23 protein-coding genes and 1 tRNA gene are annotated in these 25,277 nt (G+C 39.0%); 20 read left to right on the plus strand and 4 right to left on the minus strand.

Annotated features, from left to right (window positions below; all coding sequences use genetic code 11):
* The 11 genes from WG906_RS15490 (at position 1) to WG906_RS15540 (ending at position 12,255) form a co-directional block, all read left to right on the plus strand.
* Positions 1 to 960, plus strand: coding sequence for an FKBP-type peptidyl-prolyl cis-trans isomerase (locus WG906_RS15490; protein ID WP_339993727.1), 960 nt, complete (start codon positions 1 to 3; stop codon positions 958 to 960).
* A gap of 239 nt (positions 961 to 1,199) precedes the next feature.
* Entirely contained in the window at positions 1,200 to 2,216 is a 1,017-nt protein-coding gene (locus tag WG906_RS15495) for an FKBP-type peptidyl-prolyl cis-trans isomerase (RefSeq protein ID WP_339993728.1), read from the plus strand.
* 189 nt (positions 2,217 to 2,405) lie between these two features.
* Positions 2,406 to 4,316, plus strand: a complete 1,911-nt coding sequence (dnaK, locus tag WG906_RS15500; RefSeq protein ID WP_339993730.1) for a molecular chaperone DnaK — start codon at positions 2,406 to 2,408, stop codon at positions 4,314 to 4,316.
* Positions 4,317 to 4,480: 164 nt separating this feature from the next.
* Entirely contained in the window at positions 4,481 to 4,993 is a 513-nt protein-coding gene (locus WG906_RS15505; protein ID WP_339993731.1) for a glutathione peroxidase, read from the plus strand.
* Positions 4,994 to 5,069: 76 nt separating this feature from the next.
* Positions 5,070 to 5,144, plus strand: a tRNA-Val gene (locus tag WG906_RS15510).
* A gap of 494 nt (positions 5,145 to 5,638) precedes the next feature.
* Positions 5,639 to 6,613: a PAS domain S-box protein gene (locus WG906_RS15515; protein ID WP_339993732.1), complete on the plus strand. Its 975-nt coding sequence runs from the start codon at positions 5,639 to 5,641 to the stop codon at positions 6,611 to 6,613.
* A 797-nt stretch (positions 6,614 to 7,410) separates the two neighbouring features.
* Entirely contained in the window at positions 7,411 to 7,590 is a 180-nt protein-coding gene (locus WG906_RS15520; protein ID WP_339993733.1) for a histone H1, read from the plus strand.
* 371 nt (positions 7,591 to 7,961) lie between these two features.
* Positions 7,962 to 8,504 carry a hypothetical protein gene (locus WG906_RS15525; RefSeq protein WP_339993735.1) on the plus strand — a complete coding sequence of 181 codons (543 nt, stop codon included), beginning with the start codon at positions 7,962 to 7,964 and terminating at the stop codon, positions 8,502 to 8,504.
* A gap of 35 nt (positions 8,505 to 8,539) precedes the next feature.
* Positions 8,540 to 9,046, plus strand: coding sequence for a YciE/YciF ferroxidase family protein (locus tag WG906_RS15530; RefSeq protein WP_339993737.1), 507 nt, complete (start codon positions 8,540 to 8,542; stop codon positions 9,044 to 9,046).
* A 206-nt stretch (positions 9,047 to 9,252) separates the two neighbouring features.
* Complete coding sequence (gene ftsH, locus WG906_RS15535) at positions 9,253 to 11,247, plus strand: ATP-dependent zinc metalloprotease FtsH (RefSeq protein ID WP_339993739.1); 1,995 nt, start codon at positions 9,253 to 9,255, stop codon at positions 11,245 to 11,247.
* A 216-nt stretch (positions 11,248 to 11,463) separates the two neighbouring features.
* Positions 11,464 to 12,255 (plus strand): universal stress protein, encoded by a 792-nt coding sequence (locus WG906_RS15540; RefSeq protein ID WP_339993740.1) that lies wholly within the window; start codon positions 11,464 to 11,466, stop codon positions 12,253 to 12,255.
* Between the two features lie 65 nt (positions 12,256 to 12,320).
* Here the strand turns inward: WG906_RS15540 and WG906_RS15545 are convergent, their stop codons facing one another.
* Together WG906_RS15545 and WG906_RS15550 are read right to left on the minus strand one after the other, a co-directional pair.
* Positions 12,321 to 12,962: a YbhB/YbcL family Raf kinase inhibitor-like protein gene (locus WG906_RS15545; protein ID WP_339993742.1), complete on the minus strand. Its 642-nt coding sequence runs from the start codon at positions 12,960 to 12,962 to the stop codon at positions 12,321 to 12,323.
* 23 nt (positions 12,963 to 12,985) lie between these two features.
* Positions 12,986 to 14,320, minus strand: a complete 1,335-nt coding sequence (locus WG906_RS15550) for an erythromycin esterase family protein (protein WP_339993743.1) — start codon at positions 14,318 to 14,320, stop codon at positions 12,986 to 12,988.
* A 229-nt stretch (positions 14,321 to 14,549) separates the two neighbouring features.
* On the opposite strand from WG906_RS15550, the gene WG906_RS15555 reads away from it, so the two are divergent.
* The 4 genes from WG906_RS15555 to WG906_RS15570 all read left to right on the plus strand — a co-directional run bounded on the left by WG906_RS15555 (position 14,550) and on the right by WG906_RS15570 (position 17,181).
* A complete protein-coding gene (locus WG906_RS15555; RefSeq protein ID WP_339993744.1) occupies positions 14,550 to 15,077 on the plus strand; it encodes a YciE/YciF ferroxidase family protein in 528 nt (175 codons plus the stop codon).
* Between the two features lie 2 nt (positions 15,078 to 15,079).
* On the plus strand, positions 15,080 to 15,730 hold the full coding sequence (locus tag WG906_RS15560) for a dienelactone hydrolase family protein (RefSeq protein ID WP_339993745.1): 651 nt from the start codon (positions 15,080 to 15,082) through the stop codon (positions 15,728 to 15,730).
* Positions 15,731 to 15,765: 35 nt separating this feature from the next.
* Entirely contained in the window at positions 15,766 to 16,401 is a 636-nt protein-coding gene (locus tag WG906_RS15565; RefSeq protein WP_339993746.1) for a phosphoribosyltransferase, read from the plus strand.
* 75 nt (positions 16,402 to 16,476) lie between these two features.
* Complete coding sequence (locus WG906_RS15570; RefSeq protein ID WP_339993747.1) at positions 16,477 to 17,181, plus strand: BON domain-containing protein; 705 nt, start codon at positions 16,477 to 16,479, stop codon at positions 17,179 to 17,181.
* A gap of 2 nt (positions 17,182 to 17,183) precedes the next feature.
* Here the strand turns inward: WG906_RS15570 and WG906_RS15575 are convergent, their stop codons facing one another.
* Together WG906_RS15575 and WG906_RS15580 are read right to left on the minus strand one after the other, a co-directional pair.
* Complete coding sequence (locus tag WG906_RS15575; RefSeq protein WP_339993748.1) at positions 17,184 to 17,426, minus strand: hypothetical protein; 243 nt, start codon at positions 17,424 to 17,426, stop codon at positions 17,184 to 17,186.
* A gap of 408 nt (positions 17,427 to 17,834) precedes the next feature.
* Positions 17,835 to 18,425: a hypothetical protein gene (locus tag WG906_RS15580; RefSeq protein WP_339993749.1), complete on the minus strand. Its 591-nt coding sequence runs from the start codon at positions 18,423 to 18,425 to the stop codon at positions 17,835 to 17,837.
* Positions 18,426 to 18,556: 131 nt separating this feature from the next.
* Here WG906_RS15580 and WG906_RS15585 point away from each other — a divergent pair, with 131 nt between their 5' ends.
* The 5 genes from WG906_RS15585 (at position 18,557) to WG906_RS15605 (ending at position 25,146) form a co-directional block, all read left to right on the plus strand.
* Positions 18,557 to 18,994 carry an HYC_CC_PP family protein gene (locus WG906_RS15585; RefSeq protein ID WP_339993751.1) on the plus strand — a complete coding sequence of 146 codons (438 nt, stop codon included), beginning with the start codon at positions 18,557 to 18,559 and terminating at the stop codon, positions 18,992 to 18,994.
* 173 nt (positions 18,995 to 19,167) lie between these two features.
* Positions 19,168 to 20,466 carry an efflux RND transporter permease subunit gene (locus tag WG906_RS15590; protein WP_339993752.1) on the plus strand — a complete coding sequence of 433 codons (1,299 nt, stop codon included), beginning with the start codon at positions 19,168 to 19,170 and terminating at the stop codon, positions 20,464 to 20,466.
* Positions 20,459 to 22,402, plus strand: coding sequence for an efflux RND transporter permease subunit (locus tag WG906_RS15595; RefSeq protein WP_339993753.1), 1,944 nt, complete (start codon positions 20,459 to 20,461; stop codon positions 22,400 to 22,402). Before WG906_RS15590 ends, WG906_RS15595 begins: the two co-directional genes overlap by 8 nt.
* Positions 22,389 to 23,828: a TolC family protein gene (locus WG906_RS15600; protein WP_339993754.1), complete on the plus strand. Its 1,440-nt coding sequence runs from the start codon at positions 22,389 to 22,391 to the stop codon at positions 23,826 to 23,828. The genes WG906_RS15595 and WG906_RS15600 overlap by 14 nt, the downstream gene beginning before the upstream one ends.
* On the plus strand, positions 23,806 to 25,146 hold the full coding sequence (locus tag WG906_RS15605; RefSeq protein WP_339993755.1) for a heavy metal-binding domain-containing protein: 1,341 nt from the start codon (positions 23,806 to 23,808) through the stop codon (positions 25,144 to 25,146). The genes WG906_RS15600 and WG906_RS15605 overlap by 23 nt, the downstream gene beginning before the upstream one ends.
* Positions 25,147 to 25,277 lie beyond the last annotated feature (131 nt).

The following is a 25,277-nucleotide window of genomic DNA, read 5'->3' on the forward strand; positions in this document are numbered from 1 at the left end:
ATGAAGAAAAATTTAATTATTTTAGGTTTTGCTGCTCTTGCTTTCGCAGGGTGTAAGCAATTTAAAAAAGGTCCTGGTGATCTGCAATACATTATTCACGAGGATGAATCTGGCGCAACCATTAAAGAAGGCGATTTTCTTGCCATAAAATTCATCCAAAAAACTGAAGAGGATTCAGTTCTTGCCAGCTCTTTCGATTTTGACCGTCCTACTTTTTTAGTTCAGCAAAAAGCTGCTTTTAAAGGAGATATTTATGATGGACTGGCTTTATTAAGTGAAGGCGATAGTGCCACATTTAAGATTAACCTTGACTCTATGGCGGCTAAAGGAATGCCTAAGCCTGCAAATACAAAAGGGAAATATATGTTATTTACTATTAAGTTGGATAAAGTTATCCCTAAAGGTAAAATGAACGATACAGTATTTCAAGGAAAAATTGATCAGTTCTTAAAGGCAGAGGTTGACAAGGCGAAAAATCAGGAAGCTGGAAAGATCAGTGGCTACGTTTCTTCGAAAGATTTGAAACCAACTGTAACCGCTTCAGGACTACAATACATTGTGACAAAAGAAGGTTCAGGAGCAAAAGCTTCAGTTGGTGATACCGTGAAACTAGACTATACCGGAATGTTTCTTTCTGGTAAAGTGTTCGATACCAGCGTTCAAACTGTCGCTCAGAAGTCTGGAACGTTTAACGCTCAGCGTCCTTACGAGCCAATGAAGGTTCCTGCCGGTGTAAACGGAACTATTCCTGGATTTGATGAAGCTTTATTATTATTCCCTAAAGGAACTAAGGCTACGGTTATTATTCCATCGAAATTAGCTTATGGAGAGCAGGGAAACCAGGCTATTCCTCCATACATGCCAATAATTTTTGATATTGAGGTTGTAGATATTATAAAAGCAAAGCCGGGTACTGTTCAACAGCAGCCAATGGTAATGCCGGGCATGCCTCAGCAATAAAAAATATAAGAGACTGTCTCAAAAGAGGGCGAGGTAACGTTCATGCTTTTGGGACAGTTTTTTTACATAGCGCGGCGCTAAGCAGCATGAACCCGCTCCTCGCAATGACTGTACTTGAAAGTTTCATATCTCCAAAAAAACAATTATTCTCGAATGAAACCATCATGAGTATACCCCTCACAAACATTAATGAATAATCTCATGATAGCTTCATCTCCTTTAAAAATAATGATATTCTAATGAAAAATATAATCACGGCATTGCTGCTGGTGGCATCGGTAAATGTTATGGCTCAGGGTGCTGCAGAAATGAAAAAGTTACCCAACGGACTTAAATACAAAATATATACGTCCAATAGTGGCCCTAAAATTAAATTGAATGATATTATCACGTTTAACTTCCTCCAAAAAACTGATAAAGACTCAATATTAGTTAACTCTTTCGAAGCAAACCGGCCTGCAACTATCCAGGTGCAGCCTGCACGGAATATTGCGGACCTCATGGACTTTTTTCCCTTATTGGCGTTGAATGACAGTGCTATTGTTAGTATTCCAACGGATTCTATTTTTAATAATCCTGAAATGCAACGTCCACCATTCCTGCCTCAGGGAAGCGCTTTGCTGATTACCGTAAAGATTAATAAAATTCAGTCTTTAGAGGAAGCAAAGGCCGATCAGCAGAAGATGATGGACGAACTTAAAAGTAAGGAGCTTTCATCTCTGGCTAAATATCTGGCCGATAATAAGGTTAATGCTATAAAAACGACTTCTGGATTAAGATACCTTATCACAAAACCATCTGTAAAACCAAAACCTGTTAAAGGAGATACAGTTTTAGTAAATTATATTGGCAGAACATTAGAGGGGAAAGTTTTTGATTCCAGTATAGAAGCAGAAGCGAAAAAAGCAAATCTTGAGCAGCCAGGCAGAAATTATGAACCAATAAGTGTTGTAGTTGGCCAGGGAAGTGTTATTCCCGGCTGGGAAGAAGGTATCGTGCTGTTAAATGAAGGTTCTAAAGCGAAGTTCATTATACCTTCCGATTTAGCCTATGGTCCTCAGGGTGCAGGTCAGGACATCGCTCCATTTTCAACTCTGGTGTTTGATCTGGAAATTGTAAAGGTTAAGCGTCCGAAAAAAGTGGCAGCAACAGTCGTTAAAAAACCAGCAGCCAAGCCGGTAGCGAAAAAACCTATTGCGAAAAAGCCTGCGACAAAAACAGCGCCAGTAAAAGCTGCCGCAACGAAGAAGAATTGATTTTAAAGACATCTCAAATCCGGAGCCTCCTGCATAAGGGGGCTTTTTTATTGGGTCATTTTGTCACTCTGTCACTGTATGGATAAAAAACATTGACATAAGACTGTCAATCTGTTTGCATAATATTATTGGCATAAGGCTTGATAACTATTGTTGAATATTTATTGAAAAAAATTAAACATACATATCATGTCAAAAATTATTGGTATCGACTTAGGAACAACTAACTCCTGTGTAGCAGTAATGGAAGGTAATGAGCCGGTTGTTATTTCGAACAGCGAAGGCAAACGTACCACACCATCTATTGTAGCTTTTGTAGAAAATGGTGAACGGAAAGTTGGTGATCCTGCAAAACGTCAGGCTATCACTAATCCTAAAAAAACTATTTATTCCATAAAGCGCTTCATGGGAAATAGCCACAATGAAGTTGCAAAAGAAATCAGTCGTGTGCCTTACGCTGTAGTGAAGGGTGATAACAACACACCACGTGTTGAGATAGACGACCGTAAATATACTCCTCAGGAGATTTCTGCAATGATTCTTCAGAAAATGAAGAAAACAGCTGAAGACTTTTTAGGTCATGAAGTAACTGATGCGGTAATTACCGTTCCGGCTTATTTTAATGATGCTCAGCGTCAGGCTACAAAAGAAGCGGGTGAAATTGCTGGTTTAAACGTTAAGCGTATAATTAACGAGCCTACCGCAGCAGCTTTGGCTTATGGATTGGATAAAGCTCACAGAGATATGAAAATTGTTGTGTTTGACTGCGGTGGTGGTACACATGACGTTTCTGTTCTTGAACTTGGCGATGGTGTTTTTGAAGTAAAATCTACAGACGGTGATACTCACTTAGGTGGTGATGACTTTGATCAGGTAATTATTGACTGGTTAGCAGATGAATTCAAATCTGAAAACGGAATGGACCTTGCAAAAGACGCAATGGCTCTTCAACGTTTGAAAGAAGCTGCCGAAAAAGCAAAAATTGAACTTTCCAGTTCTAACCAGACTGAGATTAACCTGCCATATATAACTGCAGATCAGAGTGGTCCAAAGCACCTTGTACGTACTTTAAGCCGTTCTAAATTTGAGCAATTAGCTGATAGTTTAATTAAGCGTACTATTGAACCTTGTCGTTCTGCATTAAAAAATGCAGGTCTGTCTACGTCAGATATTGATGAGATTATCCTGGTGGGTGGTTCTACACGTATTCCTGCTATTCAGGATGCTGTTAAAGCTTTCTTTGGAAAAGAGCCTTCAAAAGGTGTTAACCCGGATGAGGTTGTGGCAATTGGCGCTGCAATTCAAGGAGGTGTATTAACAGGAGAGGTAAAAGATGTATTGCTTCTTGACGTTACCCCGCTTTCTTTAGGTATTGAAACTATGGGTGGTGTAATGACCAAATTAATCGAGTCAAATACTACTATTCCATCTAAAAAGTCGGAGACCTTCTCTACAGCGTCGGATAATCAGCCATCAGTTGAGATCCACATTCTGCAGGGTGAGCGCCCGATGGCTAGTCAGAACCGTACAATTGGAAGATTCCATTTAGACGGAATTCCGCCTGCACCACGCGGAGTACCTCAAATCGAAGTAACATTTGATATTGATGCTAATGGAATTTTACACGTAGGAGCAAAAGATAAAGCTACTGGTAAAGAGCAGAAGATCCGTATAGAGGCTTCTTCAGGCTTATCTGATGAAGATATCCAAAAGATGAAACAAGAAGCTGAGGCGAATGCTGAGGCGGATAAAAAAGCCAGAGAGGAAGTAGATCAGTTAAATGCTGCTGACGCTTTGATTTTCTCAACTGAAAAACAGCTGAAAGAGTATGGCGATAAAATTTCTGCTGATAAGAAAGCTCCTATTGAGGAATCTTTAACTAAATTGAAAGCAGCACATGCTTCCAGAAGCTTTGCAGATATTGAGACAGCTCAAACAGAATTAAATGCTGCATGGGCTGCTGCTTCCGAAGAGATGTATAAAGCTACAGAAGGCGCAGGTGCACAAGCACAGGGCGCTCAGCCAGGTGCTGAAGGTCAGGCGACATCGAATGATGCCGGTGACACTGTAACAGATGTAGACTTCGAAGAAGTGAAATAAATTTTATAGAATTAACTAAATAAAAACCGTTCCATTAAGTTGGAGCGGTTTTTTTTATACCCCGGACTATTGATGTTGTGATAATAGCTATAGTAATTTTACAAAGGGGTTTATTTTCTTGTTGTCTTAATGGTTAACTTTGTCAAAATTGAAAAAAAGAAATTATGAAAGTTCTTGTATTCCTTCTTCTGACTTTATTTATTGCACCAACGCAGTCTGTACATGATTTCAAAATAAAAACCATTGATGGTAAGTCTCTTTCTCTGAAAAAATTTAAAGGGAAGAAAATTTTAATTGTGAATACTGCTTCGAAGTGTGGCTACACCCCTCAATATACTGAATTACAGAAATTGTCGGAGCAATACAAAGGCAAGCTGGTTGTGATCGGGATTCCAGCTAACAACTTCAAAGACCAGGAACCGGGATCAAACCTAACCATTAAGGAGTTCTGCAAACAGAATTACGGAGTGTCTTTTACGCTGGGTGAAAAGATGAGTGTAAAAGGCGACGATATGGCGCAATTATTTAAATATCTTACTTCTGTTGATAATCCTGATTTTAAGGGCGACATTAAATGGAATTTTGAGAAGTTTTTAATTGATGAAAACGGCAAGTTGATTCATCGTTTTCGTTCTGCAGTGAAACCATTGTCCCCTGAGCTTACTAAGTATCTGTAAAAAAGGCAGTTAAAATTATTGTAAAATTTATTTTGAATAATAGACTAAGCCTCCTATATTTGCAGTCCCAAACGAGGGGAGATTAGCTCAGCTGGTTCAGAGCATCTGCCTTACAAGCAGAGGGTCACTGGTTCGAACCCAGTATCTCCCACAACGAAAGCCCTTCAGATTAAGTTTCTGAGGGGTTTGTTGTTTTAAAGCCAGGGCGCGGAAAGTGCGGAAACCATCAGTTTTGTAAAGCGTGTTTGTACATGATCACTAGACGAACAAAGATCTAAAAAGGCAGAGAAGCTGCCATTAATAAATACTTACCATTAAATAAAAACAACTGAGATACCCGCTGGTCTATACAGGCTTCTGTATTATCATCAATATTCACTACTCCTCTGGTTGGCTTTGCAGTAATATATTATTTAAATCCAGAGCAAAGTAATCGTTTTGACCTAAGTTGAAAATTTTGGTGTTTGCAAACAGAGGAGTAAAATGTCCAGAAGAGATATGACATTACTTACCTCTGATAGTTTATGTTTATCATCGGTTCCTTGTTTCTAGTGTGGCTCATATTTTCAATGGCAGACTCTTTAGATTCAGATGCATTAATGTATTTTTATATCCTAAATATTCATTCTTAGACCGAAACTAAACATGTTAGATTCCTATATCAAAGCGATATTGGACAATAGTCCGGAAAGCATCGTGCTTATTGGAAAGAACCATGAAGTTCTAGCCTACAACAAAACTATTAGTAAGGTTCTGAAGCAATATCATGGGAGAGAGGTTAAGGTTAATGACTTGTATTATCCCGACTTCGTTATTGAAGCGAATAAAAAACTATATCTAGACACTTTCAACAGAGCTATCAGAGGCGAATCTGTAACAGTTGAAGATCTAACGGAGAATGAAAATGTTTCAATCTGGTTTGAATATCGAATGACTCCGGTATACGATGCTCAAGATATTCTACTTGGCGTTACTTTAAGTGCAAAAGATATTACAACCAGGAAAAAGTACGAGATTAGCTTGAAAGAGAGTGAGATCCGATTTAGGAAAATATCGAATTTGGCACCAATCGGGATTTTAATAACAGATGAAAAACTTGGGATTACTTATGCTAATAATTCAGCTCGTACGATCTTTGACTATGAAGCAGGAGAACTCACCAGTCTTTCGCTGTCCGATCTGATTAATGGCCTTTCATTTAATGAAAACAGTGGAATAAATACAGACTCAGTCAGCTTCGAAACAGAAAAGCCCGTGTTTTATCAAGAACACTTTGAGGGACGGAGTAAGAACGGTAGAAAAGTTGACATCCTCTTGAGTTCAAGCACCTTTCATAGTAAGGAAAAGCTATTCTACATCTTTATTATTCAGGATGTTACAGATGCAATGATGAAAGAAAATAAGATTTCTCAGCAAAATGACAAGTTGAGAGATATCGCGTGGTCTCAGGCACACATAATAAGAGCGCCTTTGGCGAATATTATGGGTATCATATCCTTATTTGAAGACAAAAACGTGGATATGGATCAATTAGAAAGGGACACCATGAATCGGGCGCTGATTCAAAGTGCTAAAGATCTCGATAAAGTCATTTGTGAGATTATAAAGAAGGCTGAATAGGCTTAGTCCAAAATTTAAATAACTTTTTATAATCAATAATACGTTTTAAAAACGTAGCCTTCACTGAAGCCTCTAAAAGATACCGAGCATAAATCCTCAAACCCGATCTTTTATTCAATCACACTGTGTTGGTCTAATTCTGTATAGGGGTAAAGAGCGGGTGTAACTAAAAATTAATGGATCGGGCTCCAAATTAATTGGAATGCTTTCAAAAAGAAAGGTCTTCAAACGGGGAGAATGAAGACCTTTTAACTAACCAATTATAAACCTGAGACAAATATACAGTAATTGCCATAATTGCAAGAAATATTTAAAATATTTAACATTTTTTTAATTGCTGTGCAGGAAGGTTGCTAAAATAAGAAAGCCACTACTTTTCTAAGTAATGGCTTTTAGGTGTATTTGGATAGTTTGGTTTTTAAAAGTACGTTTTTTTATGATATTATCAAATTTTATTAAAAAAAGCGTAGTTTTTTTAATGAAATACTAAATTAGCATCACGATGCAATATTGCCTTCTTTATATAGTTAGAGGATAATTGTACTGGTTCAGTATTTTTTTTTTCATTTTTATTTTGTATCCGTAGATTAATCTCTGCATTTATTAAGCTTAAAAATTAATCTAAAATTGAAAATAATGGGCTGGCGAGCTCCAAAGTTTTCAAATAATTTAAATTATTATAAAAAACGAAAAAAAATGCGTTGATTAGTAAACTTAAAATCATCTCTGTAAAGGGTTATTTAAGACATTTAAAAAATTGTTGAATTTTATATATTAGAGCTTAAACTTAAAAAAACATGGAAAAATACAATCAGTTAAAAAGCCTTCTTGCATCAGTAGAAGAAGATGCCGACAAATTTTATAACAAAGGAGTTAATGCTGCGGGAACTCGCGTTCGTAAAGCTTTACAAGACATGAAAGCACTTGCTTCTGATATGAGAAAAGAAGTAACTGACATTAAGAATAAAGAGAAATAAAAAGTTTAATTCTTTCTGGAAAGCCGCCTCACAATATTTGCGAGGCGGCTTTCTGTTGTATTGTTTTTTCATCTTGTTTTACTTCGGGCACTAATTTTCACGTCTTCCTTCCAGTACGGTGTTGAGTTAATTCACCTCTTCCTTTAGATCTAAGCCGCGGCATTTTTCTTGCAATTTCTTCACCTCTCCGGCTCTTATAATATTTATAGTCTACTAGGATCGCAAATAATTATTCTAATTAGCTTAAAACTTGATTTTAGTTTTTTGCTTCTGATAATAATCAGTGAAGTATGTAATCATTATCAGGGATAATAAACTCATTCCTTCTGAAATTTACAGCCTCATGTACTTTAAGTCTAAATACGAATATCATGAAAACTCAATTTAACTTATGTAATGCAGCAGTAATAGTATTCTTACTGTGTGCCCTCAATGTTTCTGGTCAGGTGGGAAATATTGATACTTCGTCTAAAATAATTGATACCTTATCTGCCGGAAATATTGATACTCTGCCTACTGTATTAATTACGAGCTCCTCATCTGTCAATCAAAAAGTATCACAGGCTTTCAACAAAGATTTTCAAAATGCTTTATCACCCAAATGGTTTGAGATTAATAAAAGATATCTGGTGAAATTTATCTCTGAAGACCAAAGGAATACGGCCCTGTATAATAAAAGAGGATATTTAATTTACCATATTAGTTACGGCACCGAAAAGAATCTTCCGGTAATTGTAAAAAATCAAATTCTGGCGCAATATCCTAATGCTAACATCAATACCGCTATTCACGTAATTCAAAACAATAGAAAAATTTGGGTGGTAAGTCTGGAGCAAGATAAATATTATGTTTTGGCCCGGATCGAAGAAGATCAGCTTGACGAAGTAGACCGATTTAAAAATGCTTCAATGTAATATGGTATTTCAATGAATGGGTAAATTGAATCATTATGAGAGCCATAAATACACTCAATGACCTTATAAGCTATTATTTGCAGTCGTTATTGGATACTGAAATGAGATGGTCTGAAGAGATGGATGCCGTTTTATTTGAAGTTTGGTCACCTGATTTGATATCACTTTTAATTAAATACGAAGGTCTTTCCAGAAACCACCTCAGAATTTTGGGCGAAACTTTGGAGGGATTTCATAATGGAGAATGTTTTAAGGAGGGACTAGCGATAGATGGATTAATTGAGGAAATGAAGGAGTTTATTAAAATAACAACAGATCCTCAGGTTAAAGATGCAGCCATACTTGTTTTTCATCAATGTGTCGTACATTACAAAATCGCTCTGTATGGTACGGTGATCTCCTATGCAAGTATTTTAAAAATAGATGAAATACTCACGGTCATAAGTCATTTGCTAGAAGAGGAAAAGACAGCTGATAATGTTTTTACTCATCTTGCCGAAACCAAGATTAATCCCAGTGCACGATCTCCCTTATTGCAATAGAGAATTGTCTATTGAAAGTATTAATTATGGCGAAGAAAGTAGTACGTGCTTTTTTTAAACCGCCTTCTGTTAATTGATCCTGTTGTTTTGACTTTTCGCTTGTTGTAACCTGATCATAATCAATATATTACTTGATAAAATGGGGGTATTTTGAGTCCGGTATTTTGTTTATTTGTCCTTTAACGATGAAATAAAGGGCGATTCATATGGGAAAAAATCCTCCAGGGCCTGTAGAGAAAAAAGAGGAGCCGGATTTTATGGGACAAAACTTTCCTGAGGGCAGGAGCTTTAATACGGGATGGATTTATGTTTTGATATTTGCCCTAATTTTGGCCATTTCATTTTTTAGGGATTCTTCGTCTTCTACCCGAGAAATAACCTGGCAGGAGTTTAACCGGAACATGCTGCAACGTGGTGCAGTAGAACGGGTTGAAGTTATCAATAACGAGATAGTATCTGTTTATATCAAAAAAAGTTTTGCCAGGAGTCCGGAATTTAAGGAAGTATTCAAGCCATCTTTTGGAAAGGAACTTAATCCTGGGCCTCATTATCAGTTTACTATTGGTTCGGTTGATGCTTTTGAACGTAATCTAAACGAAGCTCAAAGCAATTTTAAAGATGAAGCCAAAGTTTCGGTAAGATACGTGAAACGCTCTAACTGGCTGCTTCATCTGTTTGGCTGGCTGTTCCTGTTTCTTTTTATAACGTTTATATGGCAATTCGTGTTCCGTAGAATGATGAGCGGAGGAGATAGTTCTTCTGTTTTTTCTTTTGGGAAATCGACGGCTTTACTCATGGAAAAGGAAAACAAAAGTACAGTTACCTTTGATGACGTTGCCGGACTGGAGGAAGCAAAAGTCGAGATTAAAGAAATTGTTGATTTTTTAAAGGACCCCAGCACGTACACCAGATTGGGAGCCAAAATTCCGAAAGGTATTATTATTGTTGGCCCCCCAGGAACGGGTAAAACGCTCTTGATAAAGGCTGTGGCAGGCGAAGCTCAGGTACCATTCTTTTCAATTTCAGGATCTGAATTTGTAGAGATGTTTGTAGGTGTAGGGGCGTCAAGAGTGCGCGATTTGTTTAAAAAGGCAAAAGAAAAGGCTCCATGTATTGTTTTTATTGATGAAATTGATGCTGTGGGGAGATCTCGTGGAAAAAACAACTTATATACCGGAGCTAACGATGAAAGGGAAAATACCTTAAATCAATTACTTACCGAAATGGATGGTTTCGGAACAAATAGCGGTGTAATTGTTCTGGCAGCTACCAATCGGGCCGATATGCTTGATCCCGCCTTATTAAGACCGGGCAGGTTTGACCGGCATATTTATCTGGAACTACCAAACTTTAACGAACGCCGGGCTATATTTAAGGTGCATCTGCGGCCGCTTGTGTTAGATTCTTCGTTGGAGATAGATTTCCTTGCAGCGCAAACACCGGGTTTCTCTGGTGCCGATATTGCAAACATTTGTAATGAAGCAGCATTAATAGCCGCCCGTCATAAAAAGGAAAAAGTAGACCGGCAGGATTTTTTGGAGGCTACCGACCGGGTTGTAGCGGGTTTGGAAAGGAAAAGCAAAATCATTTCTCCGGAGGAGAAGAAAATTATTGCTTACCATGAAGCAGGTCATGCAATTGTTAGCTGGCTACTAAGGTATGTGGACCCCATTACAAAAGTTTCTATTATCCCAAGAGGAAAATCACTTGGATCTGCATGGTATTTACCTGAAGAACGGCAATTGAGAACAGCAACTGAGTTTACCGAGCGCCTTTGTGCAGCGCTGGGTGGCCGTGCGGCTGAGGAAATAATTTGGGGTGAGGTTTCTTCGGGGGCCTTGGATGATTTAGAGAAAGTTACCAAGGATGCCTATATGATGGTAGCCTATTACGGGTTTAATAAAAAAATAGGCAATACAAGTTTTTATGATTCCACCGGAATGCGGGACACAGGTTTTCAAAAACCTTACAGTGAAGAAACCGCAAAAATGATCGATCAGGAGGTCCGAAAACTGGTAGAAGAGGCTTACCAGAAAACAAAGAATATTTTAACTGACCATAAAGATCAACTAGTTCAGATTGCTGGTCGTTTGTTAGAAAAGGAGGTGATTTTTAAAGAGGATTTAGAGGATATACTTGGTAAACGCCCCACAAACCGTGCTCATCAACCAGACATTGAGGAAATAAGATCTGGTGTTTAAGATAATTTAAGATTTTCATAAGCAAAAAAAGTAAGGCGGGCAAGAACTCTGTTGATATTCTCGAATGATGATGATGATGATCAGTTATCATGCTGATTATAAGAAATGAATTTGACTTTCTTATCAGCTCTTTGAGCGATGAAAGTCATAGGTTTTTACTCTTTTTCTGCTCAATTTTATTGCTTTCTGTTTTTTTTTTCAACCAATTTTTTTACTATGAAAAAGATATTGGTACCAATAGATTTCTCTCGGGGAGCCCGGGCAGCTAGCGAATATGCAGCTTCTCTTGCCAGGATATTTATGGGCGAAATATACCTTGTATACGTTTTTACAGAACCAATAGCTGTTATAGAAGGAACTGCGGTGGCATGGCCCGTAAAGGGAGGCGAGTCGCAGGAAAAGAATGATGCCCTGGTAGAGAATGAAATCAATTATTTAAAAGATACGTACGGTGTAAATGTTGAAGGATATGCCCTGATTGGTTCCAGGACAGATACAATAAATGATCTGATAAATGAGATCAGTGCGGATTTAGTGGTTATGGGTACAGGAAATACTGCCTTAAGTATAATAAGAAAAATTAAAACACCCGTTCTGTTGGTTCCGGAAAACGCTTCTTTTGTGCCTGTTAAACATATTGTATTAGCTGCTGATTTTAATGAAGTAACTAATATTGAATGTTTTAATCTTTTATTAGAATTCGCAGGTAAAATCGATGCCATGCTTCAGGTATTACATGTGAAAAGACAACATGACGAAGATCAGCCTGATAGTCCCGGAAAACAGCAGCTGCACGATGTTTTATCTAAAATTACTTATTGGTACCAGGAGGTGGAAGCTGAAAGTGTTGAACAAGGGATCGGAAATTTTATTGAGAGTCATCCTGCGGAATTACTGGTAATGGTTGCACATTCTCACAATGTTTTTGAACGGATTTTCGGCACTGTTCATACCAGTTCTATGATCTATGAAACCAAATTACCCTTATTGGTTTTAGAAGACAAATAGTAATTATACCTTTTTTCTAAGCTTAGTTAGCTTGAGATGATTTCCAGCCCAATATGTCAGTGGTTTCATTGTGTTCTTTTGTATGTCCCGATTAATTCTCCAAATCCAATTATGTGACCGCTCATTGCTTTTTCCAATTGTATTTTCCTTGTATTCTGACTCAAGTCGAGTAATGCATTTAGGGCATAAACTTTAAAGAAATAACGATGTGTACCCGAAGGAGGGCAAGGGCCGCCATAGCCATTTTTCTCAAAATCATTAACTCCAACTGTTCCATGTATCACATTTTCTTTAATGTGATGGGTAAGGGGAATATTCCATACAAGCCAATGCGCCCAGGTTGCGATGGGTGCATCTGGGTCATCCACAATTATTGCCAGGCATTTAGCTTCATCCGGAATGTGTTCAATTTCAAGCGGAGGATTAACGTTTTTACCATCGCAAGTAAATTTTGCCGGTATCGATTCCATGTTTTGGAATACCGGACTGCTAACCTTCAATTCTTTATAATAGACAGAGGTAGTTGCCTCAACTTCGTCATTAAGATCGCCGGTAGTTTCTTCAGTCCCGGAAGTAAACGTGTCCACTCCTTTAATAAAATCCGGATCTTCTAAATGAATGATCGGATCATCGGCATCAAGGGGTATTTGAGTTTGCGGAATATTTGTTGGTAAGGCTGTGTCGATTGTTTTTCTTGTCTTTTTCATGTAGAGTGTTTAATAGATAATAATTACTCGCCAAATGGATAAGTTTCAGGTATTTGCGATTTATCGGGTTGTAAATGAAGGGCGTGCAGAGCCCTGGTTTCATCCAGATATATAAAAGCATCATATCGCAGGGGCAAAATACTTGGTACATAATTTCCATATTCATTCGCAGGGTTATAGACAACTCCAATAGCGCGGTGTCCCAGATGATTTTCCATCAGGATATCATGATTAGCGAAATCATCCATTATCAGTAATTTGTTTTGTTGTCCTGCTGCATGCAGGTAATATTCCCAGCTGCCTTTTTTTGCCTCAGGCATTTCCATTATTTGCATAGGCGCACCCCAGCTTTTCCCGGCAGTTACCGAGCCTTTATACGATCCAAATCCTACTAGTACAACACCTTTATCTGCATGCTGCATTCTTGCCAGTTCGCCAATATTAAACATTCCCTCATCAATCATGTCTGTTGCTCTTGCATCTCCAATATGTGTATTATGTTCCCATACAATAGCTTTGGAATTTTCTCCATGAAAGGCAAGCAGGCGGTTTAAAGTTTCAGTCATGTGCCTGTCGCGTACATTCCAGCTATGCGGTCCTCCTTCTACCATGGCTCTGTAATATTTTTCAGCATGCACTGTTACCAGGGCATTCTGCTCGGCGCTAAATACATTTTCATGATCAGAGTTGTAATGAGGAGACTTTTGCTGTATCACTTTAAGAAGGTTAACAACTTCATGCTGACAAAGTTGTGGAACAAGCCTCGCGGCCCGGGCATAAGCTCTTCCTTCGTCTTTCCGGTAAGGCTCAAAACAATGGAAAGCATCTTCAGCTACTTTAAAAGCAGCAGGATCAATTTTTTTAAGGTAATTCATTATGCTCTCCATGCTTTCCCATAAGCTATATACATCCAGACCATAAAATCCGGCCTTCTTATTTGCAGGTAGCACGGAGTTATGTTTCTGCATCAATCCGGCAAGGGCAGCTATTTCCCAGTTGCCCCACATCCACGTTGGCCAGCGGTTAAATTGGTGCAATACCTTTAAAGCGGTGTAGTTATCAGTGTCATAACCTTTAATAAAACGGTTCAAACGATAACAATCGGGCCAGTCGCCCTCCACAGCAATAAAATTAAATCCTTTTTCTTCAATAAGCTTCTTTGAAATATGAGTGCGCCAGGTATAATACTCATGCGTGCCGTGACTGGCCTCTCCCAGCATTACAATTCTTGAATTCCCTATACGGTCAAATAGCGGTTGTAAATCTTCCTTTGCATTCAGGGGATAGCTCCACTGCTTAATGGCCCCGATTGTCGCAGGCTCATCTATAGTGATTTTATGTCTGCTATCTCGTCTCATAACGCTGCTTTTTATTTGTCATTTCAGATCCTAAATCCGGACTCAGAAAGGTGATGTTTTCGTTAGTTTTCGCCGGATCAGCTCAATTTTTTTTCTTTTAAAGAGATACATCAAAACAAGCTCATTTTGTGGGTTTTATGGATGATAATTGTCAGATGTTAGTCTGATGATTATCATGCCGTTAGCCTCGAAAGCAGGCTAAATTTGAGATTAAATAATATAAAACACCATGGAAAATAATTCTCATATCAGCACTCTTCATAATCTGATAGATTATGATATCAGCCGGTTTATAAGCGCAGAAGTGCAGTTAAAAAACAGCATACCAGAATGGATGGTTAAAGCCAGTTCGTTACAGTTAAAAAATGTTCTGCAGAAATATCTCAATTTTGTACAACAGCATGTAGAGAGGTTAGAAGATTTTTTTGAAGAGGAAAAAATAGATTCTTTGAGCTTAAATAATCCTTTGATGCAGGCATATATTAATGATACAAATGAGAAGATCTCTATTTGTACTCATATTGAGGTTAAGGATGCTTGTCTGCTTTCCTGTATACAGGCTATTAATCATTTTAAAATAAGTACTTACGGAACAGCGGCGGCATTCGCAAATGCCCTTGGGATGGAAAAATCTGCAGCGATTTTTCATGAAGCCGAAATTAATGAGAAGCACATCGACGACCGCTTATCTCAACTGGCGGAACACGAGATTAATTTTAAAGCGAAGTCGCCGATTGTTTTGCCGGAAAATAATTAAAAATGGAAATGCGTTTTGCTAAAGAAGTAGTCATTCCGGTTAACAAAGTAACCTTGAGGGGCGAACTGATTATACCGATGAGGGCAAGTGCGATTATCGTTTTTTCGCATGGCAGCGGAAGCGGCAGATTTAGCGTACGCAATCAAATGGTGGCAAAATACCTTCAGGAAAAGAACTTCGGTACCCTTTTATTTGATTTACTTACCGAGGAGGAGGACGAGGATTATGATAACAGGTTTAACATCGACCTATTAAGTAAACGGTTGACCGGAGTTACAGAATGGTTAAGCATCTATCATGCCTCAAAAGACAGCAGTATCGGATATTTTGGCGCAAGCACAGGTGCTGCATCAGCTTTACAGGCTGCCTCTGAGTTAAAAACCGTCAAAGCTATTGTTTCGAGAGGGGGCAGGCCAGATCTGGCAATGAAATCTTTATTTGGTGTAGTTGCGCCTACTTTATTAATTGTTGGAGGATTTGATAAGGTGGTGCTGGAGCTCAATCAGCGGGTGTTTGAGAAACTTCAATGCCCTAAAAAGTTAGTTGTAGTGGAGGGTGCAACGCATTTATTTCAGGAACCGGGTAAATTGGATAAGGTGGCAAGGCTGGCATACGATTGGTTTGAAAAATACCTAAACCCGGTAACAGTTTAAATCTGCCATATTTTTAATTAGTAAACATCTATCATATGTTTCTCGACAGATTAGAAGCGGGTTCGTTATTGGCTATTAAGCTTAAAAAGTATAAAAATGACCCAGGGGTAGTATTGGCAGTGCCAAGAGGAGGAGTGCCGGTTGCTTATGGGGTAGCCAATGAACTGGGATTCCCATTAGAAGTGATCTTCACCAGGAAGATCGGGCATCCCGGAAACGAAGAATATGCTATTGGAGCTGCAAGTCTCACTGATTATTTCATAATACCTCATGCAAATGTCTCAGAAGAATATATCACTCAGGAAGTGCAGAAGGTGAGAATAAGGTTGAAAGAAATGTATACTAAGTTTATGGGAGACAGTGTTCCTATAAATCTTAAAGGAAAAACCGTTATCGTAATTGATGACGGGATCGCAACTGGAAATACAATGATGGAGACCGTAAATATACTTCGTAAAAGCGAGCCGGGTAAAATTGTTATTGCTGTACCCGTGGCGTCAAAAAGTGCCATTCAGAAATTGTCGCAAGAGGTTGATGAGGTAATTGTGGTTATGGTACCTCATGAATTTTTTGGGGTAGGCGCATTTTATCAAAATTTTCAGCAGGTAAGCGATGAAAACGTGATGTTCTATTTAAATAAATTAAGGAGCTTGCGAAAAGCCAGTATATAAAATCACAAGTGAATGAAGTAGATCAATAATCATGTCAGTCGTCCATTAAAGAAATCAGCATCAATATACATTAATATGAAAACTGATATACAAATCCAGAAAGATGTGATGGACGAGCTAAACTGGGAGCCTTCCATAAATGCTTCTGAGATTGGTGTAGCGGTTAAAAATGGAATTGTTACTTTATCCGGTAAAGTTGATAGCTACTCAAAAAAACTAACCGCCGAGAAAGCGGCAAAGAGAGTTGCCGGCGTCAAAGCTGTTGCCGAAGAGATACATGTCGGGGTTCCTTTAGGCTATTCTAAGACGGATGCGGAGATTGCTGAAATTGTGCTTACTGCATTACAATGGCATACAGCTGTACAAGAAGAACGGGTGAAAATAAAAGTTGAAGAAGGAAATGTAACTCTTGAAGGGGAGGTCGAATGGGAGTATCAGAGAGCTTCAGCAAAAACTGCCATTGAGCAGTTGGCCGGGATCAGATCTATCACAAATTTAATTACTGTTAAGCCCCAGATATCGGCAATGGATATTCGGCAGAAAATTAGCTCTGCGTTTCACAGGAGTGCGAGTATTGATTCTGGAAAAATTAATGTAATTGTGGAGAATAGTAAGGTGGTTTTAACCGGAAAGGTTCGGTCATTAGCTGAAAAAGAAGATGCCGAAACAGCGGCATGGTCGGCGCCGGGAATTATAAGTGTTGAGAATAAACTGGAGGTCGAATTAGCAGAACATTCTTTGAAAAAAAAAAGGTCGGGAAATAATACTTTAGAAATTTAAAGTTAAAACCTGAGTTTCTCGTTTAATAATTCATTCAGTTCCTTATTATTCATTTGAAGAAGTAATGACCCGAAAAATACTGCGGATTTATCCTGTGCCTGAAAATGGCGTAATACTGCCCTCCTGATTTTATTATGATCTAAATTTCCTTCTGCGATAGTCTGTTTTAAATATTCAATAAAAGTATTTGCCCTGTTATATTTATGTTCCTCCAGATATCCTGAAGCGGTAGTCTTAACATCCATTCTAATCCTGTTACCTGGTTACGATGAATAAATTGAAAGACCTAATACCAGGAGAGTCAAAATAGCGTAGATTAAAATATCAAACTTCCGGGATTGATCTGCACTGAATTTATGTTTATGAGGAGCTGAGTTATAAGTTTTAACAATCATAAATAGGTGTTTTTCTATTTTTTGTGCAATTCTAAGGCCAAAACCCAGATTGTTTTATTAAAAAAATATATTCTACTAATAGGAAATAAAGCAAAGTCTTTAATTAAGCCCTTAGTGCCTGATGCACAATAAATAGGGCAGGAGGTGTCTTGCATAAAAAGCAGTTTTAATAAAATCGAACAGTTGTTTTAAGGTTTTGGCTGAGGTAGATATATTGCATTACCCAGAGCTTTTAAGCTGCATGGTTAATCTTAAATTTTAAAAATATATATCCACATAATCAGTCAGCATTCCTCCTTCACAATTAATCATGTTCTGTAGCCGCCAGTACTTCCGATTTTTCGTGATTTTAAATAGTTGTTCACCTGTTTTTATACACGGCTTTCCACTGTTATTGGTTTCAACCACCGATTTTATTTCCCCTTTAAATAACAAATCGGAGGCAGAGACCTTTTTTATCAGACCATTAATTGAAATATAATCTGAATTCTTTCTGTTTTTTTGGCCGCCTGCAATAGTATACCATCCATCTTCTGCGGGCTGAATGTTAACGCTTCCGGGTTCATCCCAACTAATCCAGTGGAGGGTGAAGTCGTGTTTCCCAATTCTTATATCTCCTTCAGGAACGGGATCGTTAATCTTTAGTTCAGGCTGATCTGCTTTTGAGGTACTGTCGGCTTTTATAGACTTTTCGTTGGCAATCTTTTTCTTTAAACTGTCAACTTCTTTTTGTAAAGCCGCGCTTTTCTTTTTCAGTTCTAGTGTTTCATTAGAGGGGTTATTACATCCGATGAAAAAGGCGGAAAGCAGAACAATATTCCGGAGTAGTTTAGGGATACACATATCCATATAATAATAATTTCAAAAAATAAGTTTGATTTGGCGTTTTGTAAATAGATGGCAAGACTAGAAATTTTATAAAATTCTCTCAAAATTTTATAAAACCATAGTAGAGAATTCTTTATATATTTGCTTTGTAAATGAAATTATTCCGAAGCTATATTGTACTTGCTCTGGCCATGCTGATAACTTTATCTGCAAGCGGAATATCTGTTTCTTTGCATAAATGCTGTGGTTCAATAGAAGGGATTTCGCTTTTTGGTAATTCTAAAGAGTGCAAGATGGCGAAAAGGCAAACCCCAAAAGATTGTCCGGAAGAGTCTAAAACTTCAATTAATAAAAAATCCTGCTGCACTGATCAAAAAATCTCTTTTACCCAGACTACAGATAAAACGTCTCCGGTAACAGCAAAAAATCAGGTTAAAGAAACAAAGCAGAATTTTGACGTATTATTTTTTTATACCTTAATCACAAGCTTTTTTAGTTCATCAGAACAAGAAGAAGAAATTCAAAAGCCATCTCCCGGCTTATTTATTACTGAAGCATTAATTCTTTTGCTTCAGCAGTTCAGAATATAAGATTTTTTGTCGCTTTACATTCAATGTAATCTCTGTTCGACAGGAGCGATTTTTAATTTGCCATCGGTGAGAGGCTTTAGTGTCTTTTATCAGATTGTTCCAAGGTCGAAATGACAAAGCGCCCATAGCTAAGTTTTAAACAGGTTAGTGTTAACTTAATTTAATAAATTCTCATGATAGAGAAACTGATTGCATTTTCATTACGCAACAGGTTTTTGGTGCTGCTGTTCTCTTCGTTAATATTAGTTTGGGGAATATATTCAGTCAAAACGAATAAAATCGATGCGATTCCGGATTTGTCCGAGAACCAGGTAATTGTTTTTACCGAATGGATGGGGCGTAGTCCGCAGCTTATCGAGGACCAGATTACTTATCCTCTTGTTACCAATCTGCAGGGCATTCCCAATGTAAACTATGTCAGGGCGAATTCTATGTTTGGGATGAGCTTTATCTATATCATTTTTGAAGACGATACCGACGTGTACTGGGCTCGTTCGCGGGTATTGGAACGATTGAATTCTCTTGGCAGCGCTTTGCCGGAAGGGGTAACCCCAACCATGGGCCCCGATGGTACCGGTGTCGGACATATTTTATGGTACACTCTGGATGCTCCGGGGATGGATTTAGGCGAACAGCGTGCGATACAGGACTGGTACGTGAAATTCGGATTGCAAAATGTAAAAGGAGTGAGCGAAATAGCATCCTTCGGCGGTTTTCAAAAGCAGTATCAAATCAGTATCGATCCCAATAAATTAAATTATTACAAACTTGGTGTAACCGATGTAATGCGTTCTGTAAACGCAAATAACAACGAAGCCGGTGGGAGAAAGTTTGAAATGAGTGATATCGGTTATATAATTAAAACCACCGGATATCTTAAATCCATTGAAGAAATTGAAAACCTTTCGATCCAAACGCGAAACTCTATTCCAGTGCGCATAAAAGATGTTGCTTCAGTTGAAATGTCAGGCGAAAGCCGCCTTGGAATTTTTGATTACAACGGGCAGGGGGAAGCTGTAGGAGGTATAGCTGTTCTTCGTTACGGCGAAAATGCTGATGAAGTGATTAACCGGCTCAAACTGAAAATGGAAGAAGTAAGCAAGGGATTGCCAGCCGGAGTAAAGTTTAATATTATTTACGACAGGGGAGAGCTTATTGAAGAATCAATATCATCTATCAAAACCACCCTTATTGAAGAAATGATTGTAGTTTCTCTTATCGTGCTGATTTTTCTTATGCACTGGCGAAGTGCCATCAGTATTATTATTCAGATACCGATCACTATCGCGGCCAGTTTTATTTTATTAAATGCATTTGATATCAGTTCAAATATTATGTCATTAACCGGAGTCGCATTGGCCATTGGTGTAATTGTAGATAACGGAATTATTATGGCCGAGAATGCATACAGGCATCTTGCAATAAGGCAGGCAGAATTAACTGCGTCGCAGAAAGGAGGCACAGATGTTTAATAAAATTAAACAATACTTTAAGACGAAGGACAAAGACGCTTATGTTACGCTGTCGGAAGAAGAACGTTTGAAAATCATCGAGAAATCATCCAAACAGGTTTCCCGGGGAGTTTTTTATTCTACCGTTATTATTATTACTTCGTTTTTGCCGGTGTTTTTATTAACCGGACAAGAGGGCAAGCTTTTTCATCCGCTGGCTTACACAAAAACATTCATTTTAATGATAGATGCGTTGCTGGTGGTCACACTGGCACCGGTGCTTATCTCATTTTTCATGAAAGGCCGTTTTCGTACTGAGCAGGAAAACCCTATCAACCGTAAACTGGAGGGTTGGTATGAACCTTTAATAAGAGCTTGTATGAAACATCGGAAAACCACCATTGGAGTTAATATTCTGGCTGTACTCGTAAGTATTCCTTTGTTGATGAGTATGGGCAGGGAGTTTATGCCTCCTCTGGATGAGCAATCAATCTTGTTTATGCCGGTTACTTTGCCTGACGTTTCAAATTCAGAAATCAAGCGTATTCTTCAGGTTCAGGATAAGATAATTAAATCTGTCCCGGAAGTAGATCAGGTTCTAGGAAAAGCGGGTCGCGCCAGCACAGCTACCGATAATTCTCCGATCAGCATGATAGAAACTATTATTTCGCTTAAGCCGAAAAGCGAATGGCGGCCGGGTCTTACTAAAAAGGCGCTGATAAATGAACTGGATGCTAAGCTGCAGATTCCGGGAGTGGTAAATGGCTGGACCCAGCCTATCATTAACCGCATTAATATGCTTTCTACAGGCATACGTACCGATGTCGGCGTAAAAGTATACGGTCAGGATTTACAGCAAATAGATAAGGTTCAACAACGGGTACATTCGCTTTTGCAGGATATTAATGGCGTTAAGGATATTTACGTAGAGCCTGTAACCGGAGGAAAGTACCTCGAAATCGACATTAAACGCGATCATCTGGAGCGTTATGGCTTAACCGTTGATGATGTAAACGCTACCGTTGAAAGTGCTATTGGGGGAGCCCCTTTTGCCAGTACAATTGAAGGCCGAAGGCGTTTTAATATTAATCTTCGGCTGGGGCAGGATTACCGTAACAGCATTGAGCGCTTAAAAAGGATTCCTTTAAATTCTCCGGATGCCGGCACAATCCCGCTTTCCTCAGTTACGGAAATTCGGTTTGTGAATGGCCCTCCAATGATTACTTCAGAAAATGCAATTCTCCGTGGGGCGGTAATGTTTAACGTTCGCGATCGTGACCTTGGAAATACCGTTGAGGAAGCTATGCTGAAGCTCAACAAGCAATTGGATCTGCCAAATGGTGCTTTTATTGAGTGGAGTGGTCAATATGAAAACCTGATTCGTGGTCAGCAAACGCTGATTTATATTGTCCCCCTTGTTCTGTTGATTATTTTTCTTTCGCTTTATATGGCTTTTAAATCCTTACGGGAGGCATTTTTAAGTCTGATTACTATTCCTTTCGCCTTAATTGGCGGCGCTTACCTTGTTTATTTCTGGGGGGTAAATCTCTCTGTGGCGGTAGCAGTGGGCTTTATTGCTTTATTCGGAATTGCGGTTGAAACGGGAGTGGTGATGGTGATTTATCTGAATGATGCCATGAGCAGGCTCGTTGCTCTGCGAGGAAATTCAAGCGAAACAATAACAAGGGATGAATTAAAAGAATATGTTATCGCAGGGGCGGCAAAACGCCTCAGACCAAAAATTATGACTGTTTGCGTGGCGCTTTTCGGATTGATTCCCGTATTGTGGTCTCAGGGAGTGGGAAGTGATGTAATGCAGCCCATCGTGCTGCCTATGATTGGAGGCGTGTTAACTTCTTCCATTCACATCCTGATTGTTACTCCCCTCATCTTTTTGATGACAAAAGAATATGAATTGAAAAAATTCGGAAAAATGGAGGTGCATGATGCGCATTAAGGAAATTAATTCAATGGTTTATAGTTCATTAGTGAGTTTAGTTGAGATGCCCTGTCTCCCTTCTCCCCAAGGGAGAAGGGCCGGGGATGAGGGGTGTACATGTCAAAGTCCCCTCACCCTTAATCCCTCTCCCCGGGGAGAGGGGTATGGCGCCTTAGGCAGAAAGCTTTATGAGGGAATATCATCAAAAGCGGTGTTTGCTTTGATTGTGTTGTGTATGCTTAATCTCAATATTTCAGCTCAGCAGCCAATGAACTTGCCTCAAATTATAAGAGAAATTGAATTGAACAATTCATCTCTCAAAGCCTTCGATTATCAGGCCAAAAGCCAGGACGCAAAAGTTGAAGGCGCCGGTGCATGGATGGCACCAATGGTAGGTGCAGGAACGTTCATGTCGCCTTATCCGGGGCAGGGGATGATTGGTGAAGGCGATAAAGGCGCATTTATGATTTCTGCAGAGCAGGATATTCCTAATCCTGCAAAAGTTAAGGCAAAGCGACAATATCTGGAGACTTTGGCAGAGACTTACACATTGGGAAAATTCGAACGTTTTAATGAATTGCGCAGCCAGGCACGCCAGCTTTATTTTGATTTGATAATCGCTGCTAAAAAACGCCACTTTCAATCAGAAAACAAACGGATCATGCAAACCATGAAAAAGCTTGCGGATATTCGTTACCCATACAATCAGGGTAGACTCAATGAAGTTTTTAAAGCAGAGGGCCGTCTAGCGGAAGCAGATGTTATGTTGCTCATGACGGAGGGTCAGATCAGATCTAATAAAATTGCCTTAAATGCCCTGATGAACCGACCTGCAACGGCTGTGTTAGAAATTGACACTGCATACAAAGCGTCCTTTACTCCGCTTGCCGGGCTTGATTCGACTTATCTTGTTGATACACGCAGTGATTTGCGACACATGCAGCATAATATTCATTCTATGAAGGCGAATATTAATCAAATGCGTCAGCAGGCTAAGCCCGATTTCCGGATCCGTTTCGATCACATGTCGAATTATTCGGCTATGATGCCAAAACAGTTTACCATTATGGGGATGCTTTCTGTTCCGATTGTTCCATGGTCGTCAAAGATGTACAAGTCTGAGATTAAATCGATGAATCTTGAGATAGATGCCATGCGCGCACAAAAGGAGGGAATGCTTACAGAAATGCTTGCGATGGCAAGGTCCATGACTGTTGAATTAACAGCGATGGAACAGCAGCTTAAAGGTTACGAGGACAAAATACTGCCGGCATTAAAGAAAGGTCTTGAGGTTTCTATGCTTTCTTACCAGGAAAATAAAATGGATTTGAGCATGGTAATTGACAGTTGGGAAGCTATTAATATGACGCAGATGAATTACCTGGATGCTTTACAGCGATATTATAAAATGATTGCAGAATATGAAAAGAGCATTGAAAGATAAGCTTAGGTATACGATATTTTCTTTCGCCTTGCTGCTGTTTTTAGGTTGCGAAAACAATACAGCACAGAAAGACCCGGGAATATTGGCTGCCAAATATACCTGCCCGATGCATCCTCAAATCGTTACCAATAAACCGGGGACATGTCCTATTTGCGCAATGGATTTAGTACCTGTCGGCAATTCTGATTTAAATGATTCTGCAGATGCTAATCTGAAAAACCTTGTTAAACCATCTAATCAATTTGTTCTTTCTGAAATAAGAACAGTCAACCCTGTGGAGGGCGTTCGCATAGCAGATGTAAAACTGCAGGGCGTTATAAATTACGATACGAATAACTGGAATTCTGTTTCAAGCAGGGTTAGCGGCAGAATAGAACGCTTGTACCTGAGATACAATTTTCAGAGTGTAAGTAAGGGGCAAAAACTAATGGATATTTATAGTCCTGATTTGGCTAATGCACAGCAAGAATTACTTTATTTGAAAAATAGTGGCGACAGAAACCTGTTAGAATCAGCAAAAAAGAAGTTGCGCTTACTGGGAGCAACGGATCAGCAAATTAATACCTTGCTAAGAACTGGCAAGCTCGATTATACATTTTCTGTTTATAGTCAGCATGCAGGTTATGTTTCAGAACAAACAATTTCTAAAGGAGCATCCGGCAGTAATTATGGCTACGGAACAAAAATTACAGTAGAAGGGGAGGACGATGCGATGAATTCGATGGGCGGAAGCAGTACCAGTTCGGGTTCTTCCCAGATTCTACAGGTAGAAACAAATTCGCCGCTGCAAATAAGGGAAGGTCAATATATTAATCAGGGGCAAAAATTATTCAACCTGATAAATGCCGGGGCCGTATGGGCAGAGTTTTATGCAGGGTCAGAAAAATTAAGTTATTTAAAGCGGGGTACATCTGTCCAGATTACAGCTCTTGATAATCCTTCTCAGACTTCATTTACTAAGATCAGTTTAATTCAGCCGTATTATAATGAGGGTAGTAATTTCTCACTGTTAAGAGCAAGAATTAATAATTCTTCCAGTCTCTGGAAAGTAGGTCAGTTAATTGAGGTTAAAACTGATGCCGACAGTAAGTTCGGTAACTGGCTACCGAGAAGTTCGGTGCTTCAGCTGGGCTCGCGGTTCGTTTCCTTTGTTAGAAAAGGAAGCAGTTTTGTTCCGGTTTATGTAAATGTGATTGAACGCAGAGGCGAATGGATAGATATTGGCGATAGTTTGAAGAAGGTTGAAAATGTCGCGGTCAATGCCTGGTTTATGGTGGATAACGAAAGCTTTGTTCGGGTGGATAGTCTAACCAGGTAATTGTTTTTCATTTTAAAGCGTTTTGTCATTTCAACCATCAAGAAAAAAACTTAAGGCGATTGATTCAAAGATCTCTCCTGCATTGGGAGGACAAAGCGCAGGGATGATAAAGGTTTATGGAGGATACTTGG

It is taken from the genome of Pedobacter superstes, from assembly GCF_037622515.1.
Lineage (GTDB): Bacteria > Bacteroidota > Bacteroidia > Sphingobacteriales > Sphingobacteriaceae > Paradesertivirga > Paradesertivirga superstes.